At 71.4% G+C, this 18,191-nt stretch carries 17 protein-coding genes; 8 read left to right on the top strand and 9 right to left on the bottom strand.

Annotated features, from left to right (window positions below):
• Positions 1 to 121: 121 nt before the first annotated feature.
• The gene (locus ACFZAM_RS13625; protein WP_391045700.1) at positions 122 to 289 is read right to left on the bottom strand and encodes a hypothetical protein; all 168 of its coding nucleotides are present in this window, start codon (positions 287 to 289) and stop codon (positions 122 to 124) included.
• A 241-nt stretch (positions 290 to 530) separates the two neighbouring features.
• Positions 531 to 1,139: a methyltransferase domain-containing protein gene (locus tag ACFZAM_RS13620; RefSeq protein ID WP_391045698.1), complete on the bottom strand. Its 609-nt coding sequence runs from the start codon at positions 1,137 to 1,139 to the stop codon at positions 531 to 533.
• Positions 1,140 to 1,152: 13 nt separating this feature from the next.
• Between ACFZAM_RS13620 and ACFZAM_RS13615 the strand changes: the two genes are divergently transcribed.
• From ACFZAM_RS13615 to ACFZAM_RS13605, 3 genes are all read left to right on the top strand, one after another.
• Complete coding sequence (locus ACFZAM_RS13615) at positions 1,153 to 1,488, top strand: YnfA family protein (protein ID WP_355346642.1); 336 nt, start codon at positions 1,153 to 1,155, stop codon at positions 1,486 to 1,488.
• Between the two features lie 117 nt (positions 1,489 to 1,605).
• Entirely contained in the window at positions 1,606 to 2,010 is a 405-nt protein-coding gene (locus ACFZAM_RS13610) for a roadblock/LC7 domain-containing protein (RefSeq protein ID WP_188284368.1), read from the top strand.
• A gap of 103 nt (positions 2,011 to 2,113) precedes the next feature.
• A complete protein-coding gene (locus tag ACFZAM_RS13605; RefSeq protein WP_391045695.1) occupies positions 2,114 to 3,571 on the top strand; it encodes a DUF6397 family protein in 1,458 nt (485 codons plus the stop codon).
• Here ACFZAM_RS13605 and ACFZAM_RS13600 read toward each other — a convergent pair.
• Positions 3,458 to 4,324 carry an acyl-CoA thioesterase II gene (locus tag ACFZAM_RS13600; protein WP_355346636.1) on the bottom strand — a complete coding sequence of 289 codons (867 nt, stop codon included), beginning with the start codon at positions 4,322 to 4,324 and terminating at the stop codon, positions 3,458 to 3,460. The two genes, ACFZAM_RS13605 and ACFZAM_RS13600, sit on opposite strands and share 114 nt — an antisense overlap.
• A gap of 25 nt (positions 4,325 to 4,349) precedes the next feature.
• Complete coding sequence (locus ACFZAM_RS13595) at positions 4,350 to 6,863, bottom strand: DUF3516 domain-containing protein (RefSeq protein WP_391045692.1); 2,514 nt, start codon at positions 6,861 to 6,863, stop codon at positions 4,350 to 4,352.
• Between the two features lie 133 nt (positions 6,864 to 6,996).
• Between ACFZAM_RS13595 and ACFZAM_RS13590 the strand changes: the two genes are divergently transcribed.
• The gene (locus ACFZAM_RS13590; RefSeq protein ID WP_355346630.1) at positions 6,997 to 7,791 is read left to right on the top strand and encodes a metal-dependent hydrolase; all 795 of its coding nucleotides are present in this window, start codon (positions 6,997 to 6,999) and stop codon (positions 7,789 to 7,791) included.
• Positions 7,792 to 7,860: 69 nt separating this feature from the next.
• Here the strand turns inward: ACFZAM_RS13590 and ACFZAM_RS13585 are convergent, their stop codons facing one another.
• Both ACFZAM_RS13585 and ACFZAM_RS13580 read right to left on the bottom strand, forming a co-directional pair.
• Positions 7,861 to 9,642, bottom strand: a complete 1,782-nt coding sequence (locus ACFZAM_RS13585) for an ABC transporter transmembrane domain-containing protein (RefSeq protein ID WP_391045689.1) — start codon at positions 9,640 to 9,642, stop codon at positions 7,861 to 7,863.
• Positions 9,639 to 11,513, bottom strand: coding sequence for an ABC transporter transmembrane domain-containing protein (locus ACFZAM_RS13580; RefSeq protein ID WP_391045687.1), 1,875 nt, complete (start codon positions 11,511 to 11,513; stop codon positions 9,639 to 9,641). Before ACFZAM_RS13580 ends, ACFZAM_RS13585 begins: the two co-directional genes overlap by 4 nt.
• A 439-nt stretch (positions 11,514 to 11,952) precedes the next feature.
• On the opposite strand from ACFZAM_RS13580, the gene ACFZAM_RS13575 reads away from it, so the two are divergent.
• Entirely contained in the window at positions 11,953 to 13,737 is a 1,785-nt protein-coding gene (locus tag ACFZAM_RS13575; protein WP_391045684.1) for a carbohydrate-binding module family 20 domain-containing protein, read from the top strand.
• An 87-nt stretch (positions 13,738 to 13,824) separates the two neighbouring features.
• Positions 13,825 to 14,265 carry a large conductance mechanosensitive channel protein MscL gene (gene mscL / locus ACFZAM_RS13570; RefSeq protein WP_391045681.1) on the top strand — a complete coding sequence of 147 codons (441 nt, stop codon included), beginning with the start codon at positions 13,825 to 13,827 and terminating at the stop codon, positions 14,263 to 14,265.
• Positions 14,266 to 14,280: 15 nt separating this feature from the next.
• Here the strand turns inward: mscL and ACFZAM_RS13565 are convergent, their stop codons facing one another.
• Complete coding sequence (locus ACFZAM_RS13565; RefSeq protein WP_355346616.1) at positions 14,281 to 14,796, bottom strand: MarR family transcriptional regulator; 516 nt, start codon at positions 14,794 to 14,796, stop codon at positions 14,281 to 14,283.
• A 95-nt stretch (positions 14,797 to 14,891) separates the two neighbouring features.
• Here ACFZAM_RS13565 and ACFZAM_RS13560 point away from each other — a divergent pair, with 95 nt between their 5' ends.
• Complete coding sequence (locus ACFZAM_RS13560) at positions 14,892 to 16,712, top strand: ABC transporter transmembrane domain-containing protein (protein ID WP_391045677.1); 1,821 nt, start codon at positions 14,892 to 14,894, stop codon at positions 16,710 to 16,712.
• A gap of 84 nt (positions 16,713 to 16,796) precedes the next feature.
• Entirely contained in the window at positions 16,797 to 17,174 is a 378-nt protein-coding gene (locus ACFZAM_RS13555) for a hypothetical protein (protein WP_355346613.1), read from the top strand.
• Here ACFZAM_RS13555 and ACFZAM_RS13550 read toward each other — a convergent pair.
• Both ACFZAM_RS13550 and ACFZAM_RS13545 read right to left on the bottom strand, forming a co-directional pair.
• Positions 17,143 to 17,802, bottom strand: a complete 660-nt coding sequence (locus ACFZAM_RS13550; protein ID WP_391045675.1) for an LUD domain-containing protein — start codon at positions 17,800 to 17,802, stop codon at positions 17,143 to 17,145. The two genes, ACFZAM_RS13555 and ACFZAM_RS13550, sit on opposite strands and share 32 nt — an antisense overlap.
• Positions 17,799 to 18,191, bottom strand: a 393-nt coding sequence (locus tag ACFZAM_RS13545; protein ID WP_391045672.1) for a lactate utilisation protein LutB domain-containing protein, incomplete at its 5' end; no start/stop codon positions are given. The genes ACFZAM_RS13550 and ACFZAM_RS13545, both read right to left, overlap by 4 nt.

Raw genomic sequence — 18,191 nt, 5'->3', positions numbered from 1 at the left:
CTCCGCGTCGAGAGGTCGCGATGGCCGGAAATCCGCTCGGGCGATACGGCGCCGGACGGCCGGTTTCCCGACGGTCCGCACCTGGTGATCGCCCGGAGTCGGCCCGTTCCCGGCCGAGCGGTCAGCTCTTCGCGTCGTGCGCGGTCAACGTCGTTCGCAGCCAGGCCAGTTCGGTGCGGCTGGTGGCGCGGGCGATGGTGAGCCAGCGGTGCGAAGAGCGGAATTCGGACCGCAGGGTGCGTACGTGCGGTGGACGGAGGCGGCGGGCGACGGACCGGCCCGCGTCCACGTGCCCAGGCTGGGAGCGGCGTCGGGCGCGTACACCGCGCACATATCCGCGCATCCCGCGCTCGTGACCCGCCGTACGCTCTTCGTCGACCTGCCCGGCTTCGGCGTCAGCGACCGCCCCGCGGACTTCGGCTACTCGCTGGCGGAGCACGCCGACGCGCTGGCCGCGGTCCCGGACGCCGCCGATGTGCGCGCCGCCGATGTGCGCGGCGCCGATGTGCGCGCCGCAGCCCCGAGCAGGGTCAGGCGTGTCGGACGGCCACCGCCAGGTACCGCTCCGCGGAGTCGTCCAGCGATGCCAGCTCCCAGCCGGTCGCGGCCAGCAGAGGACGCAGTTGCGGCTGGGCTCGTACGTCGTCGGCGCGCAGTTCGTGCCCGCGGCGGGCGGCGAGGGCGGCGCGGCCGATCGGATGGAAGAGCGCCAACCGGCCGCCGGACCTGGTCACCCGGGCCAATTCGCGCAGTCCGGCCGCCGGGTCCGGCAGATGGTGCACGAGTCCGGCGGCGAAGACGGCGTCGAAAGCCGCGTCCCGCAACGGAAGCTCCTCGCCGGCCGCCTCGATCAGCGCTCCGTCCCGGTCCCGGCCGAGGGCGACGGCCTCCCGCAGCATCTCCGGGGTCAGATCGACACCGACCACCGTGCCCGCCGCACCGACGACGGCCCTCAGCAGCGGCAGCGCCCGCGCCGTACCGCAGCCCGCGTCCAGTGCCCGGCCGCCCGGCCGCAGCCCCAACTCGCCGACCGCCGCCGCGTAGACGGGAGTGTCGTCGGGGAACCGCTTCTCCCACCCCACGGCCTTCGCGGCGAAGAACTCCCTGACCTGGCGGCGCCCGCTCTCGAAACTGGCCATGCATTATGGTCGCATGATCACGTTCCGCTCCATCGGGCTCTTCTTGCTCGCCGCCGTCCTGGAGATCGGCGGTGCCTGGTTGATCTGGCAGGCGGTGCGCGAACACCGCGGCGTCGGCTGGGCGGGGGCCGGAATCGTCGCGCTCGGCCTCTACGGCTTCGTCGCCACACTCCAGCCCAACGCCGACTTCGGCCGGATCCTGGCGGCCTACGGCGGGGTCTTCGTGGCCGGATCTCTCCTGTGGGCGATGGCTCTCGACGGCTACCGTCCCGACCGATTCGACATCGTCGGAGCGGTCATCTGCCTGGTCGGAGTGGGTGTCATCATGTACGCGCCACGCGGCGGCTGATTTCCGCCGGTTGCCTCCTTTCACGGCTCCGGTCGGGCGCCGCCCGTCCCGAGAGGGGGTTGCCGAAGCGGGCCCGGCAGGACAGGCTCGTACCGCAGCGGAGACGGGAGGTAGGCAATGACGGTGGGCAAACCGCTCGCATGGCTGCTCGACGACCTGACGAAGCGGGTGCCGCACGTGAAGCACGCGCTCGTGCTCTCCAACGACGGGTTGGTCACGGGCGCCAGCGGCGATCTCGACCGGCCGACCGCGGAACACCTGGCCGCCGTGTCCTCGGGCTTCCACAGTCTGGCCAAGGGCGCGGGGCGGCAGTTCGCCGTCGGCGGCGTGCGCCAGACGATGGTCGAATTCGACGACGGCTTCCTCTTCGTCACCGCGGCGGGCGACGGCAGTTGCCTGTCCGTGCTCAGCGGCATGGAGGCCGATGTCGGCCAGGTCGCCTACGAGATGACGCTGCTCGTCCACCGCGTCGGCGAACACCTCGGGGTGGCTCCCCGGCAACCGGGCGCGGCACCTTCCTGAGCCGGGGCGTCCCGAAGTTATCCACAGGCTTCGAACGGGCTGTCGTCCGTACGCGATAGATTCGTCACTGTCAGTGATCGAAGTTTGCGGGGGAGTGACGACAGTGAAGACGACGAAGACGGCCAAGACCACGACGACAACGACGACAACGACGACAACGACGACAGCGACGACAACGCCGAATAAGAACGCGAAGGCGACGACGGGGACGGTGCCCGCCTCGATGCCGGGGACGGGTGCCTCGGCGGCTTCCGGGGCGAGGGCCGGAGCGGCCGGGACAAGGGCCGGAGCGAGGGCCGGGACGACGGCGCCGACGAGCGCGGGTACGGCGACCGTCGAGACGCGGCAGGTGACGTGGACGCCCGGCGGCGGGCCGGGAGGCGGGCGGGCGGCGCCGGAGACGCTGACGCTGAACCGGGCGCGGGAGGAGCTGGGCCTGGACTTCACGCTCTTCGAGCTGGCGCTCCAACTCGGCGAGATCCGCACGGTCTCGCGCGGCAGCGGCCAGCGGCGGGTGCCCGTGGACGAGGTGACCCGGCTGCGGGACGCGGAAGGCCATCCGCAGGCGCTGCTCGACCGGCTCCGACTGGTGACCAGCACCGAGGGCGCGGCGATGATCGGGATCAGCCGGGACCGCCTCGTACGGCTGGCGAGGCTCGGGCTGATCCGCCCGGTGCGCTGGTACGTCAACCGGTACCGGGCGCTGGTGTGGGTGTATCTCGGCCATGAGCTGAGGGAGTTCGCCGCCGCGAGTCCCACGATGCTGAAGGGGCGGCTGCCCGCGGGACTGCGTGACGCGCTGGACGCCGGGCAGGATCAGCGGGCCCTCGGCTGGCGGTCCCGCCGGGTCGCTCAGCTCGTACGGGACTGCCATGACGCCTGGGACGAGGCCGCCGTCTGGGCCGCGCTGCTCGGTCCCGAGGTGACCGACGACGCCGTGCCCGACCCCTTCGACCGGGCGCGGCTGCGCGGAATCCGTGCGGCGCTGCCACCGGGCCGCCCGGGACCGCTCGCCTCACCCGAGCTGACGAGAAGCCTCACGACCGCCGACCATCCGGACGAGATCGCGCTGGCCCTGGTCGCCCTCGCCGACGCGCTGGGCCGCGCCCGGACCGAACAGCCCGCACCGCGCCCGGCGTTCGCCCCAGCCGACCGTCCGCCGCTCGCGCTCCCGCCTGTGGAGCGGGTGCCGCGGCAGCCTGAACGACTTCCGGAGCCGGAGCCAGAGGCAGAGGCAGAGCCGGAGTCGGAGCTGGAGTCGGAGTCGGAGCCGGAGCCGGAGCCGAGTGAGCCAGGCGGGCCGCACACGGGAGGAAGGCCCGCGCCCGAGCGGGCCCGGCACGCGGCGCCGCACCGGAAGCGGGGCGCCGCCCGGCCGCCGGGCAGGCCGGTGGGGGAGGGCAGGCGCCCGCGACGCGGGCTGCTGGGACTGCTGCGCGGACGCGGGTCAGCCGCCGATCTTGCGGAACAGCCCTTCCTGCATCACCGAGACCAGCAGACGTCCCCGCCGGTCGAAGATCTGCCCCCGCGCCAGACCGCGGGCACCCGTCGCGACAGGTGACTCCTGCTGGTACAGGAACCACTCGTCGGCGCGGAACGGCCGGTGGAACCACATGGCGTGGTCGAGGGACGCCATGTCGAACCCCCGCGGTCCCCACAGCGGTTCGATCGGCACACGTACGGCGTCCAGCAGCATCATGTCGCTGGCGTAGGTGAGAGCGCAGGTGTGCACGAGCGGGTCGTCGCCGAGCTGCCCGACCGCGCGCATCCACACCGCGCTGCGCGGCTCGGCGCCCTCGATCTCCTCGGGCGTCCAGCGCAGCCGCTCCACATAGCGGATCTCGAAGGGCTGGCGGCGGGTCATCCGCTCCAGCGCCTCGGGGAGCACGTCCAGATGCGCACGCAGCTCTTCGCCGAGTCCCGGCAGGTCGTCGGGCTCGGGCACCTCGGGCATCGGCAGTTGGTGCTCGAATCCCGGTTCCGGCTGATGGAAGGAGGCGGTCAGGTTGAAGATCGTCCGGCCCTGTTGGATCGCCACCACCCGCCGGGTGGTGAAGGAACGGCCGTCACGGACCCGTTCGACCTGGTACACGATGGGCACGCCGGGCCGGCCCGGCCGCAGGAAGTACGCGTGCAGCGAGTGCACCGGCCGCCCGCCGTCGGTGGTGCGGCCCGCGGCGACCAGCGCCTGCCCGGCGACCTGGCCGCCGAAAACCCGCTGCAACCGCTCCTGCGGACTCTGCCCGCGGAAGATGTCCTGCTCGATCCGCTCCAGGTCGAGCAGATCCACCAGCCTCTCGGCCGGGTTCGTCATCGCGTCCCCTTCGTCGTGCACCGGATCACAGCTCGCCGACGTCGGTCAGCCGGATCACCGCGCGGCCCTCTTCGTCGGAGGCCGCGAGGTCGACCTCGGCGGAGATCCCCCAGCCGTGGTCACCGTTGGGGTCGGCGAAGGTCTGCCGGACCCGCCACAAGCCGTGCTCCGGCTGCTCCTCGATCTGCAACAGCTTCGGGCCGCGCGCGTCGGGACCGGTGCCGAGGTCGTCGTACTCGTCCCAGTACGCGTCCATCGCCTCCGCCCAGGTGTCGGCGTCCCACCCGGCCTCGGCGTCCAACTCGCCGAGCTGGTGGTACTTCTCCAGCGCCGCCAGCTCGACCCGGCGGAACATCGCGTTGCGCACCAGCACCCGGAAGGCGCGGGAGTTGGCGGTGACCGGCTTGACCTGGTCGGCCCGCTCCGCCGCCTGCTCGGCCGTCTCCACCTCCGGATTGGCGAGCTGCTCCCACTCGTCCAGCAGGCTGGAGTCGACCTGGCGCACCAACTCGCCCAGCCACGCCGTCAGATCCTGGAAGTCCTCCGACTTCAGGTCGTCGGGCACCGTGTGCTCCAGCGCCTTGTACGCGCCGGCCAGGTAGCGCAGCACGATGCCCTCGGTGCGGGCCAGCTCGTAGTAGGAGGTGAACTCGCCGAAGGTCATGGCGCGTTCGTACATGTCACGGACGATGGACTTGGGCGACAGCGGGTGGTCGCCCACCCACGGGTGGCTCTGGCGGTAGATGCCGTAAGCGTGCGACAGCAGCTCTTCGAGGGGCTTGGGATAGGAAACGTCCTGAAGACGCTCCATCCGCTCCTCGTACTCGACACCGTCCATCTTCATCTCGGCGACGGCCTCGCCACGGGCCTTGTTCTGCTGGGCCGCCAGGATCTGCCGCGGGTCGTCGAGGGTGGACTCCACCACCGAGACCATGTCCAGGGCGTAGGAGGGGGAGTCCTTGTCGAGCAGTTCGAAGGAGGCCAGGGCGAAGGTGGACAGCGGCTGGTTGAGGGCGAAGTCCTGCTGGAGTTCGACGGTCAGCCGGATGATGCGGCCCTCGGCGTCCGGCTCGGGGAGGCGTTCGACCACACCACCGTCGACCAGCGAGCGGTAGATGGCGATGGCCCGGCGGATGTGCCGCAACTGGTGGCGGCGGTCCTCGTGGTTGTCCTCCAGCAGGTGCCGCATCGCGTCGAAGGCGTTGCCGGGCCGGGCGATCACCGACAGCAGCATGGTGTGGGTGACGCGGAAGCGGGAGGTCAGCGGCTCCGGCTCGGCGGCGATCAGCTTCTCGAAGGTGAGATCCGACCAGTTGACGAAGCCCTCGGGCGGCTTCTTGCGGACCACCTTGCGGATCTTCTTCGGGTCGTCCCCGGCCTTGGCGAGCGCCTTCTTGTTCTCGATGACGTGCTCGGGAGCCTGCGCCACCACGAACCCGGCGGTGTCGAAACCAGCCCGCCCGGCGCGCCCCGCGATCTGGTGGAACTCCCGCGCCCGCAGCGTCCGCACCCGCGTGCCGTCGTACTTGGTGAGCGCGGTGAACAGCACGGTGCGAATCGGCACGTTGACGCCGACCCCGAGGGTGTCGGTGCCGCAGATGACCTTCAGCAGACCCGCCTGGGCGAGCTTCTCCACCAGCCGCCGGTACTTGGGCAGCATCCCCGCGTGGTGGACGCCGATGCCGTGCTTGGCGAAGCGCGCGAGGTTGCGGCCGAAGGTGGTGGTGAAGCGGAAGTGCCCGATCAGATCGGAGATGGCGTCCTTCTCGGCCTTGGTGCACATGTTGATGCTCATCAGCGCCTGGGCCCGCTCGACGGCCGCCGCCTGCGTGAAGTGCACGATGTAGACCGGGGACTGCCGGGTCTCCAGCAGTTCGGTCAGCGTCTCCGTCAAAGGCGTCGTCACATACTCGTACGACAGCGGTACCGGCCGGGTCGCCGAGCGCACGACCGCCGTGGGGCGGCCGGTGCGGCGGGTCAGGTCCTCCTCGAAGCGGGAGACGTCACCCAGCGTCGCCGACATGAGCAGGAACTGCGCCTGGGGAAGTTCGAGGATCGGGATCTGCCAGGCCCAGCCCCGGTCCGGCTCCGCGTAGAAGTGGAACTCGTCCATCACGACCTGGCCGACGTCGGCGCTCTTGCCGTCGCGCAGCGCGATGGAGGCGAGGACCTCGGCGGTGCAGCAGATCACCGGCGCGTCCGGGTTGACCGAGGCGTCGCCGGTCAGCATCCCGACGTTCTCGGTGCCGAACAGCTTGCACAGGTCGAAGAACTTCTCCGACACCAGCGCCTTGATCGGCGCGGTGTAGAAGGTGACCTCGTCCCGGGCCAGCGCGGCGAAGTGCGCACCGGCCGCCACCAGGCTCTTTCCCGATCCGGTGGGGGTGGAAAGGATCACGTTCGCACCAGAGACCACCTCGATGAGCGCCTCCTCCTGCGCCGGATAGAGAGTGATCCCCTGACCCTCGGCCCACGTCGAAAACGCTTCGAAGAGGGCATCGGGGTCCGGGGCGGGAGGCATCTGATCGATAAGGGTCACCCCACCATCTTGCCTGTACCGGCGGCGCGCGGCGGAACCGGAGCGGGCCGCGGTGATCATCAACGATATGGTGTGCCGTCAACGATGCGTCAACTCCGCCTGCGGGCGGCCTTGTAGGGGGCTGAGCACCACCATGATGGGACCTGCGCACTCACTCTCGGGAGCGGCGGCCTGGCTGGCCGTCGGAGCGGTCGCGGCGGGTGTGGATCATGCCATGCCCTGGCCGACGCTCGTCGTCGGTGCGCTGATCTGTGCTGGTGCCGCGCTCGCCCCCGACCTGGACCATCAGGCGGCGACGATCTCGCGCGCGTTCGGCCCGATCTCCCGCGTGCTGTGCAAGATCATCGAGCACCTGGCGCACGCCGTCTACAAGGCGACCCGGATGCAGGGCGACCCGCGACGGGCGGGCGGCCACCGCACTCTCACCCATACCTGGCTCTGGGCGGTCCTGGTCGGCGGCGGCTTCTCGGCCGGCGCGGTCTACGGCGGGCGCTGGGTGGTGCTAGTCATCTTGTTCATACACATGGTGCTCGCCGTCGAGGGACTGCTGTGGCGGCAGGCCCGGATGTCCAGCGATGTGCTGGTGTGGCTGCTCGGCGCCACCAGCGCCTGGGTGCTCGCCGACGTGCTCGACAATCCGGGCAACGGCAAGGACTGGCTGTTCACCGACCCCGGCCAGCACTACCTGTGGATCGGGCTGCCCATCGTGCTCGGCTCGCTCGTGCACTGCGTCGGTGACGCGCTGACCGTCTCCGGCTGCCCGATCCTGTGGCCGATCCCGATCGGCCGCCGCCGCTGGTACCCGATGGGACCGCCGAAGTTCATGCGCTTCCGGGCCGGGAGCTGGGTGGAGCTGAAGGTGCTCACCCCGGTCTTCTTCCTGGCGGGCGGCGGCTGCGCGCTCGGCGCGCTGGGCGTCTTCGGCTGACGCGGGACCCCTCGCACGCGAGCGGGGCCCGGCGGCAGTGCCGCCGGGCCCCGCGCCACATCACCGCGGTCAGCTGTGCCAGGACCGCCACAGCGCCGCGTAGGCACCGTCGGCGTCCACCAACTGGTGGTGGCTGCCCAGCTCGCTGATCCGGCCGTCCTCGACCACCGCGATCACATCCGCGTCGTGCGCGGTGTGCAGCCGGTGCGCGATGGCGATCACGGTACGGCCGTCCAGTACCCGGGACAGCGAGCGTTCCAGATGGCGGGCGGCGCGCGGGTCGAGCAGCGAGGTCGCCTCGTCCAGCACCAGGGTGTGCGGGTCGGCCAGCACCAGCCGGGCCAGCGCGAGCTGCTGCGCCTGCGCCGGGGTGAGCACCGCGCCGCCCGAGCCCACCTCGGTGTCGAGACCGTCCGCCAGATTGCGGCCCCAGTCCTCGGCGTCCACCGCGCGCAGCGCCGTCCACAGCTCGTCGTCGGTGGCACCGGTCCGCGCCAGCCGCAGATTGTCGCGGAGCGTGCCGACGAAGACGTGGTGCTCCTGATTGACCAGCGCCACATGCTCGCGCACCCGCTCGGCGGGCATCCGGGCCAGCTGGGCCCCGCCCAGCGTGACCTCGCCCGTACGCGGCGCGTAGATCCCCGCCAGCAGCCGCCCGAGCGTGGACTTGCCCGCGCCTGACGGGCCCACCAGCGCCACCCGGGTACCCGGCGGCACCGTCAGGCTCACGCCGTGCAGCACGTCGCTGCCCGCCCGGTAGCCGAACCGCACCTGGTCGGCGGCCATCTCGCGGCCGTCGGGCGAGACCGTGTGGTCCGGCTCGTCCTCGGCCACCTCGCGCACCCCGACCAGCCGGGCCAGCGACACCTGGGCGACCTGCAACTCGTCGTACCAGCGCAGGATCATGTTCACCGGGTCGACGAGCATCTGCGCGTACAGCGCGCCCGTGGTCAGCTCGCCGACCGTCATCCAGCCGTTGAGGGCGAAGCTGCCGCCGATCATCAGCACCGCGACCACGATCAGCGCGTGCGTCATGTTGATCACCGGGAACAGCACGCTGCGCAGCCACATCGTGTAGCGCTCCCACGCCACCCACTGCCCGATGCGCTGCCGCGACAGCTTCTCGCGCCGGTCGCCGAGACCGTGGGCCTCGATGGTGCGGCCGGCGTCCACGGACTCCGCCAGCGCCGCCGCCACCGCCGCGTACCCCGCCGCCTCCGAGCGGTAGGCCCCCGGGGCGCGCCGGAAGTACCAGCGGCAGCCGACCAGCAGCAGCGGCAGCGCGACCAGCACCGACAGGGCGAGCGGCGGCGAGGTCACGGTCAGCGCGCCGAGCAGCAGCCCGGCCCAGACCACGGCGATGGCCAGCTCGGGCACCGCCTCGCGCATCGCGTTCGACAGCCGGTCGATGTCCGTCGTGATCCGCGACAGCAGATCGCCCGTGCCCGCCCGCTCCAGCACACCCGGCGGCAGCGACACCGACCGTACGAGGAAGTCCTCGCGCAGATCGGCCAGCATCTCCTCGCCGAGGATCGCGCCGCGCAGCCGTACCAGCCGCACGAAGTACGCCTGCACCACGAGGGCGGCCAGGAACAGGCTGACGGCCCGCCCGAGATGGATGTCCCGGTCGCCCTTCGACAGGTCCTCGACCAGACCGCCGAGCAGGTAGGGCCCCACCATCGAGGCAAGCACCGACACGGTGTTGACGGTCACCAGCAGGGCGAAGGCACCGCGATGCCGCTTCGCCAGTTCGCGCACGTAGCCGCGCACGGTCGCGGGGGAGCCCACCGGCAGCGTGGCGCTCTGCTGCGGCGCGGCCGGGTCGTACTCCGGCGGTCGCAGGCCGATCATGCGGATTCCTCCATCGATGTGTGGGGCACGGCCCCGGAGCCCGCGACGGCAGCGGTGACGGGGCTGTGGCCGGGATCGCGGTCGTCGGACGGCTCGCTCTCGCGGGTCACCACCGCCCGGTAGCGCGGGTCGGTGCGCAGCAGTTCGTGGTGGTCGCCGACCGACGTCGCCGTGCCCTCGTCCACGAAGACCACCAGGTCGGCGCGGTCCAGCACGAGCGGGCTCGACGTGAGCACCACCGTCGTGCGACCCGCGCGCAGTTCCTTGAGGCCGCGCGCGATCCTGGCCTCGGTGTGCGCGTCGACCGCCGAGGTCGGCTCGTCGAGCACCAGCACCTCGGGGTCGGCGATCAGCGACCTGGCCAGTGCCAGGCGCTGCCGTTGGCCGCCGGACAGCGACCGGCCGCGCTCGGTGATCCGCGCCGACATCGGGTCGCCCGCCACCCCCGCGGGGTCGGCGGCGGACTGCGCGAGCGCGTCCAGCACGTCCGCGCACTGCGCGGCGGTGAGCGCCTGCTCCGCCGTGACCCGGCCGGAGGACGGCACACCCAGCAGTTCGGTCAGCGTTCCCGACAGCAGCACCGGGTCCTTGTCCTGGACGAGCACGGCCGCGCGGGCCGCCGCGAGCGGCAGCGCGTCCAGTGCCCGCCCGCCCAGCAGCGCCGACGCCTCGCCCTCGGCGCGGACCGGGCTGTGCCCGCCGAGCCGGTCGGCCAGTACGCCCGCCGCGTCCGGGTCGCCGCACACCACGGCGGTCAGCAGCCCGGCCGGAGCGCGCAGCCCCGACTCCGGGTCGTACATCTCCCCGACCAGAGCGCCCGCCTCCTCGGGAGCGACGCTCCCCTCGGAGAAGACGGCCGCGCCCCCGGCGGTCTCCCGGGTCAGCGCCAGTACGCGCGCGGCCCGCTTCGCCGAGGGCCGCGAGAAGGACCAGGCCATGGCGATCTCCTCGAAATTCCGCAGCGGGAACATCAGGAAGGCCACCGAGCCGTAGACGGTCACCAGCGCGCCGACCGAGATCCGGCCGTCCATCGCCAGCCGGGCGCCGTCCCAGGCGACGGCCACCAGCAGCAGCCCCGGCAGCACCACCTGGACGGCACTGATCGCCGCCCACATCCGGGCGCTGTGCACGGCGGCCGTCCTGACCTGCTGGGACGCGCGACGGTAGCGGTCGAGGAACAGCTCCTCGCCGCCGATGCCGCGCAGCACCCGCAGTCCGGCGACGGTATCGGAGGCCAGTTCCGTGGCCTTGCCCGCCTTCTCCCGCTGGAGGTCGGCCCGCTTGGTGGCGGCGGGAAGCAGCGGCAGTACGGCCAGCGCCAGCACCGGTACGGACGCGGCCACGATCACGCCGAGCGCGGGCTCGTAGACGACCAGCGCGACGGCCACGCCGACCGTGGCGACCAGGGCGGAGGTGAAGCGCGCCAGCGCCTCGACGAACCACCCGATCTTCTCCACGTCTCCGGTGCTGACCGCGACGACCTCGCCCGCAGCGACCCGGCGGGTGAGCACCGAGCCCAGCTCGACCGTCTTACCGGCGAGCAACTGCTGGACCCGCGCCGCGACGCTGATCCAGTTCGTGACGGCCGTACGGTGCAGCATCGTGTCGCCGAGCGCGGTGAGCACGCCGAGCAGCAGCATCAGCCCGCCCGACAAGGCCAGCCGTGACCCCGAGCGGTCCACGACCGACTGCACGGCCATTCCGACGGCCGCGGGGAACGACGCGACGGCCGCCATGTGCAGGATGCCCCACGCGGTGGCGGCTGCCAGGCCCTTCCCCTCGCGGAACGACAGCCAGAGCAGGAAGCGGAATCCCGTCCGGGCGTCGGGGACGCCCGGATCGGACAGGGGGAGCTTACGGAGGGACGGCATGGTGTCCTGAGTTCGGTGCGGGTGTGAGCGAGTGTCGGCGGACGAGGCTACGGCCGCGGGTTGCGGATACGGCCGCCGGAGGTTCGCGCGAGATGTCGGCGGGCAGCCGCGTACCTGACGACTCCGCCCGTGCGGACATCCCGCCGGAATCCGGTCGGAGAGGAGCAAGGCTCGTCTTGCGGCCCGTACCGGGTCAACAGGTTTTCCGGTGAGCGACGGGAACGAGCCGAGGTCCGTGGGGAGTGTTTCGGCAACAACTTGCAGCAAAACAGCGAAAGTTCTTCCGCCGACATCTTGACGTGTACGCACACACGGCGGGAAGCTCCTGGGCGGAACCCGAGGGCCCCGAGGACAACGGGGCCCGCACCCCCCACCCGGCGGCCAGGCGCGTGGCTGCCTTCGAGGGCAGAACTCTGCCCGTTCACCGAAGGAGCCGCCCATGAGATCCCGCGTCCTGAACGGCGCGCTGGCCGCGATCGTCGCCGCCGCCGGTCTGTTCGCCCTCTCCTCGCAACAGGCGGACGCCACGCCGCCCGGCAGCAAGGACGTCACCGCGACGCTCTTCCAGTGGAAGTTCGACTCCGTGGCGAAGGCCTGCACGGACACCCTCGGCCCCGCGGGCTACGGCTTCGTCGAGGTCTCCCCGGCCTCCGAGCAGATCCAGGGCGACCAGTGGTGGACCTCGTACCAGCCGGTCAGCTACAAGATCGCCGGACGGCTCGGCAACGAGAGCTCGTTCCAGAACATGGTCAGCACCTGCCACAGCGCGGGCGTCAAGGTCGTCGCCGACGCGGTGATCAACCACATGACGTCGGGCTCGGGCACCGGCACGGGCGGGACGACGTACAGCAAGTACAACTACCCGGGCTACTACCAGAACCAGGACTTCCACACCTGCCGCAGTGACATCAACAACTACGGCGACCGCAACAACGTCCAGAACTGCGAGCTGGTCGGCCTCGCCGACCTCGACACCGGCAGCGACTACGTGCGCGGCACCATCGCCGCCTACCTCAACCACCTGATCGCGCTGGGCGTCGACGGCTTCCGGGTGGACGCCGCCAAGCACATGGCCGAGACCGACCTGGCCGCCATCAAGGCCAAGCTCAGCAATCCGGGCATCTACTGGGCCCAGGAGGCCATCTACGGCGCGGGCGAGGCCGTACAGCCGGGCGAGTACGTCAACACCGGTGACGTGGACGCCTTCCAGGGCGCCTTCGACCTCAAGCGCATCTTCACCGGTGACAAGCTGGCCTCCCTCAGCAACTGGGGCGCGTCGTGGGGCGCGGGCTACCTGTCGAGCGACAAGGCCCGCACCTTCGTGGACAACTGGGACACCGAGCGCAACGGCTCGACCCTCAGCTACAAGAACGGCGCCACGTACACCCTCGCCAACGTCTACCTGCTGGCCTGGCCGTACGGCTCGCCCAACGTCTACTCCGGCTACGAGTTCTCCAACAACGACGCCGGCGCGCCCAACGGCGGCACCGTCAACGCCTGCTACAGCGACGGCTGGAAGTGCCAGCACGCCTGGCCGCAGATCGCCAACATGGTCGGCTTCCGCAACGCGGTCTCCGGCACCGCCGTCACCAACTGGTGGTCCAACGGCAACAACGCCATCGCGTTCGGCCGCGGCAGCAAGGGCTATGTGGCGATCAACCACGAGGGCGGCTCGCTCACCCAGACCTTCACCACCTCACTGCCCGCCGGCTCCTACTGCGACGTCCAGCACAGCGGCACCAGCTACACCGTCGGCTCCGACGGCAAGTTCACCGCCACCATCGGCTCCAACGACGCGGTCGCGCTGTACGTCGGCGCGCCCTGCGGCAGCGGCACGACGAACGGGGGCACGACCAACGGCGGCACGACCAACGGCGGCACCACGAACGGCGGCACCACGAGCGGCAGCACCGGGGGCAGCACCAACCCGTCGTCCGCCGCGTCCTTCGCGGTGAACGCCACCACGGTCTTCGGCCAGAACATCTACGTCGTCGGCGACAACTCCACCCTCGGCAACTGGAACACCGGCAGCGCCCTGCTGCTGTCCTCGGCGAGCTACCCGGTCTGGAAGCTCAACGTGGCGATGCCCGCGGGCACCTCGTTCCAGTACAAGTACATACGGAAGGACGGAAGCGGCAACGTGACGTGGGAATCCGGCGCCAACCGGACGGCGACGGTCCCGTCGAGCGGGGCGGTCACACTCAACGACACCTGGCGTAATTGATCTGCTCATCGACCGATTACCCCTCTGTGGTGAGGACCGGCACACTGTGGTGTTCCAATTCCTGACTACAGAGGGGACCCCCCACCCATGAGAGGCTTCCGGACGTTCCTGCTCCGCGGCAACGTCGTCGACCTCGCGGTCGGCATCGTCATCGGCGCGGCCTTCACCGCTCTGGTGACCGCCTTCGTCAAGGCGTTCCTGACGCCGCTCATCGGCCTGGCCTCCGGCGCCACGGGCAACTTCGCCACTCAGAAGTTCACGGTCTCCAGCGTGACCTTCCCCTACGGCGCCTTCATCGACGCGGTGATCAGCTTCGTGATCGTCGCCGCGGTGATCTACTTCCTGGTCGTCCTGCCGATGAACCGCATGCAGGAGAAGTTCTTCCCCAAGGCGGCGGCGGCCCCGGTCCGCGAGTGCCCCGAGTGCCTGACCGCGATACCGACCGCCGCCCGCCGGTGCAGCGCCTGCACCGCCGAGGTCGGGCCGCAGATCGGCGGCCAGACCGCCCCGGCGGACCTGGCCGAGTGAGCCCGCGGGCGCCGCTCAGCGCGACGGCCGGTGGCCGCCGCCGTGCGGCGCCTCCTCGTCGAGTACGGCCAGCAGCGCGGTGAGTGCCGCGCGCTGGCCGTCGTCGAGCGGGGCCAGCAGTTCGGCGGCGGCCGTACGGCGGGCCCCGCGCAGCTCCAGCAGCGCGGCGCCGCCCGCCTCGGTCAGCTCGATCCTGATCACCCGGCGGTTGCTCGGATCGGGCACCCGCCGTACCAGCTCCAGCCCCTCCAGCGCGTCCACCAGGGTCGTCACGGCCCGCGGCACGACCTCCAGGCGCTGGGCGAGATCGGCCATCCGCGGCGGCTCGTCGCAGTGCGCGAGGGTGCGCAGCAGCCGCGCCTGGGCCGGGGTGATCCCCAGCGGCTCCATGAGGTGGCGCTGGGACTTGTGCAGGCGGCGGCTCAGCCGGATGAGCTGGTCGGCGAGCCGCCCGGTGATCTCGTCCGGCGCGGTCGTGGCGAGGCCGGCGGTCACCGGGCCCGGCGGCACGGCTGTCGTACGGGATTCCATGTGACGAGCGTATCAGGATCATGTCCATTGTGAGCATAGGTAACAATGACCTATACTCCCAATATCAGCATCTGCCTGAACTCTCAAGGAGTCCTTTGCGCCCCGATCACGAACGAGAACTCGCCTCCCGGTGGACACCACCGAAGAAGAAGCCCGACACCCCCGTCGACATGCGCCGCATCCTGCGGCTCTTCCGTCCCTACCGCGGCCGCCTCGCCGTCGTCGGCGCCCTGGTCGGCCTCTCCTCCCTCGTCTCGGTCGCCTCGCCGTTCCTGCTGCGGGCGATCCTCGACACCGCGATACCGCAGGGCCGCACCGGCCTGCTGAGCCTGCTCGCCCTCGGCATGATCGCCACCGCCGTCGCCACCGGCGTATTCGGCGTGCTCCAGACCCTGATCTCCACCACCGTCGGCCAGCGCGTCATGCACGACCTGCGCACCGCCGTCTACGAACGCCTCCAGCGCATGTCGCTGGCCTTCTTCACCCGCACCCGCACCGGCGAGGTGCAGTCCAGGATCGCCAACGACATCGGCGGCATGCAGGCCACCGTCACCTCGACCGCGACCTCCCTGGTCTCCAACCTCACGGCGGTCATCGCCTCCGTCATCGCGATGCTCGCCCTCGACTGGCGGCTGACCGTCGTCTCGCTGCTGCTGCTCCCGCTCTTCGTCTGGATCGCCCGCCGGGTCGGCCGCGAACGCAAGCGGATCGCCACCAACCGGCAGCGGCAGATGGCCTCGATGTCCGCGATCGTCACCGAGTCGCTGTCCGTCAGCGGCATCCTGCTCGGCCGCACCATGGGCCGCTCCGACTCCCTGACCCGCGACTTCTCGACCGAGTCCGAGCGCCTGGTCGACCTCGAAGTGCGCTCCAGCATGTCCGGCCGCTGGCGGATGTCCACCATCGGCATCGTCATGTCGGCGATGCCCGCACTGCTCTACTGGGCCGCCGGTCTGACCATGTCCAACGGCGCGCCCGCCGTCTCCATCGGCACCCTCGTCGCCTTCGTCTCGCTCCAGCAGGGCCTCTTCCGCCCGTCCGTGTCGCTGCTGTCCACCGGTGTGGACGTCCAGACCTCGCTCGCGCTCTTCCAGCGCATCTTCGAATACCTCGACCTGCCCGTCGACATCACCGAGCGCCCCGACGCCCGGACCCTGGACCGGGTACGCGGCGACGTCCGCTTCGAGCACGTGGACTTCGCCTACGACCCCGAGTCCGGCGCGCCGACCCTGCGCGACATCGACATCACCGTCCCCGCGGGCAGCAGCCTCGCCGTCGTCGGCGCCACCGGCTCCGGCAAGAGCACCCTGAGCTACCTGGTGCCCCGGCTGTACGACGTGACCGGCGGCAAGGTGACGCTCGACGGCACCGACGTACGCGACCTCACCTTCGACACCCTCGCCGACGCGGTGGGCGTCGTCTCCCAGGAGACGTACCTCTTCCACGCCTCGGTCGCCGAGAACCTGCGCTTCGCCAAGCCCGAGGCCACCGACGACGAGATCCGCGCCGCCGCGAAGGCCGCCCAGATCCACGACCACATCTCCGGGCTGCCCGACGGCTACGACACCCTCGTCGGCGAACGCGGCTACCGCTTCTCCGGCGGCGAGAAGCAGCGCCTGGCCATCGCCCGCACCATCCTCCGCGACCCGCCCGTCCTCATCCTGGACGAGGCCACCAGCGCGCTCGACACCCGGACCGAACACGACGTCCAGGAGGCGATCGACTCGCTGTCCGCGGGACGCACCACCATCACGATCGCCCACCGGCTGTCCACCGTGCGCGACGCCGACCAGATCGTGGTCCTCGACGCGGGCCGGATCATGGAGCGCGGCACGCACGACGAACTGCTCGCCCAGGACGGCCGCTACGCCGCGCTCGTACGGCGCGACTCGCAGCTCGCCACCACCGCCTCGTAACGCGGAAGAGGCCGCCGCCCCGACCTTACTCATGGGTAAGGTGAGAGTGCGGCGGGAATCGCCCGCCCGCTCAGGAGGTGCCCGGTGCCCGCACGTTCCACTCGACTGCTCGTCGGCCTGCTCGCCGGAGCCGGCGCCACCCACTTCCTCGCCCCCGGACCGTACGAGGCGATCGTGCCCGAGTCCCTTCCGGGCAGCCCCCGCGCCTGGACCCGCGCCAGCGGCGTCGCCGAACTCGCGCTGGCCGCCGCCGTCGCCCTCCCCGCGACCCGCCGCACCGGCGCCCTGGTCACCGCCGGATTCTTCGCCGCCGTCTTCCCCGCCAACGTCAAGATGGCCTACGACTGGCGGCACCGCCCCGCACCCCTGAAGGCCGCGGCCTACGCCCGGCTCCCTGTCCAGATTCCTCTGGTGGTGTGGGCGCTGAAGGTCAGCCGCTCGGCGGCGGACCCACGAGGATGACGTCCAGGGTGCGGGGGCCGTGGACGCCTTCGACGCGGTCGAGTTCGATGTCGCTGGTGGCGGAGGGGCCTGAGATCCAGGTCTGGGGCCGGGTGGCGTCCAGGCGAGGCAGAGCCAGGGGGACCGACGCGACCACCTGATCCGGTGCCCGCACGACGCAGATGTGGTGGTCGGGGACGAGCGTGAGAATCCGCCGCCCCTGGTCGGCGCCCGCGTCCAGCACGATGGTGCCGGTCTCGGCGACGGCCAGGGCGCAGCCGGTGATCACACTGTCGACCTCGTCCAACTGCGCCGCGGTCAGCGGCGGTACGTCGTCCAGCAACCGTGTCCCGCCGATCCCGGCCAGCCACTCCCTCGGGACCCCCGCCGGGACGACCGCCGTCCGCGCACCCCGCTCGGCCAGCAGCCGCGCCACCGCGGGTGCCAGCCCCGCCTGATCGGTGCGGTGCACCTTCGCCCGGTAGTCGGTGAGGTTGTCCGCGAGCAGATCGACGGTCTCCTCCGGGGTGCGGTCCGCGTGCACGGTGAGGTAGTCGCGTGCTGTGTACGTGGTGGCCGGTGCCGGGTTGTCCGACGTGGTGCCCAGGGCGTTGCGGATGCGGGTGAGGACGGTGTCGCGGGAGGTCACTGGCCGTTCTCCTTGGTCTGGGGGTGGTTGGCTGGTTGGTTTTTCTGCCACCAGTCGCGGAAGGTCTGTGGGGGGAGGGTGGGGAGGTCGCGGGTGGCGGTCCAGGCTTTGGCGGGTCCGGGGAGTCGTTGGGGGTGGAGACGGCGGGTGCGGGTGGCGAGGCGCTGGCCCTGGCGCATGACGCCCGGGTGGTCGAGTGTCCAGCGGGCGGCGCGCATGGTGGCGCGTTCGGCGGCGTGGCCTTTGGCGGGTTTGATGGTGACGCGTTGGCCGTTGTGGGTGGTGGTGGCGCCTTGGGCGACGCGTTCGCGGAGGTGGACGAGGACTTCGGGGATGTTGATGGCGACGGGGCAGACGTCGTAGCAGGCGCCGCAGAGGGTGGAGGCGTA

The sequence above is a fragment of the Streptomyces sp. NPDC008079 genome (genome assembly GCF_042957385.1).
In the GTDB taxonomy this organism is placed as follows: Bacteria; Actinomycetota; Actinomycetes; order Streptomycetales; family Streptomycetaceae; genus Actinacidiphila.
This window is presented reverse-complemented; position numbering and strand designations above follow the sequence as displayed.

Bases quoted from the DNA above. Each gene is read 5' to 3' on its own strand.
- ACFZAM_RS13620 (WP_391045698.1), bottom strand. From the start codon at position 1,139: ATGGCCAGTTTCGAGAGCGGGCGCCGCCAGGTCAGGGAGTTCTTCGCC.
- ACFZAM_RS13615 (WP_355346642.1), top strand. From the start codon at position 1,153: ATGATCACGTTCCGCTCCATCGGGCTCTTCTTGCTCGCCGCCGTCCTG.
- ACFZAM_RS13610 (WP_188284368.1), top strand. From the start codon at position 1,606: ATGACGGTGGGCAAACCGCTCGCATGGCTGCTCGACGACCTGACGAAG.
- ACFZAM_RS13600 (WP_355346636.1), bottom strand. From the start codon at position 4,324: ATGACGAACCCGGCCGAGAGGCTGGTGGATCTGCTCGACCTGGAGCGG.
- ACFZAM_RS13590 (WP_355346630.1), top strand. From the start codon at position 6,997: ATGATGGGACCTGCGCACTCACTCTCGGGAGCGGCGGCCTGGCTGGCC.
- ACFZAM_RS13585 (WP_391045689.1), bottom strand. From the start codon at position 9,642: ATGATCGGCCTGCGACCGCCGGAGTACGACCCGGCCGCGCCGCAGCAG.
- ACFZAM_RS13580 (WP_391045687.1), bottom strand. From the start codon at position 11,513: ATGCCGTCCCTCCGTAAGCTCCCCCTGTCCGATCCGGGCGTCCCCGAC.
- ACFZAM_RS13575 (WP_391045684.1), top strand. From the start codon at position 11,953: ATGAGATCCCGCGTCCTGAACGGCGCGCTGGCCGCGATCGTCGCCGCC.
- mscL (WP_391045681.1), top strand. From the start codon at position 13,825: ATGAGAGGCTTCCGGACGTTCCTGCTCCGCGGCAACGTCGTCGACCTC.
- ACFZAM_RS13565 (WP_355346616.1), bottom strand. From the start codon at position 14,796: ATGGAATCCCGTACGACAGCCGTGCCGCCGGGCCCGGTGACCGCCGGC.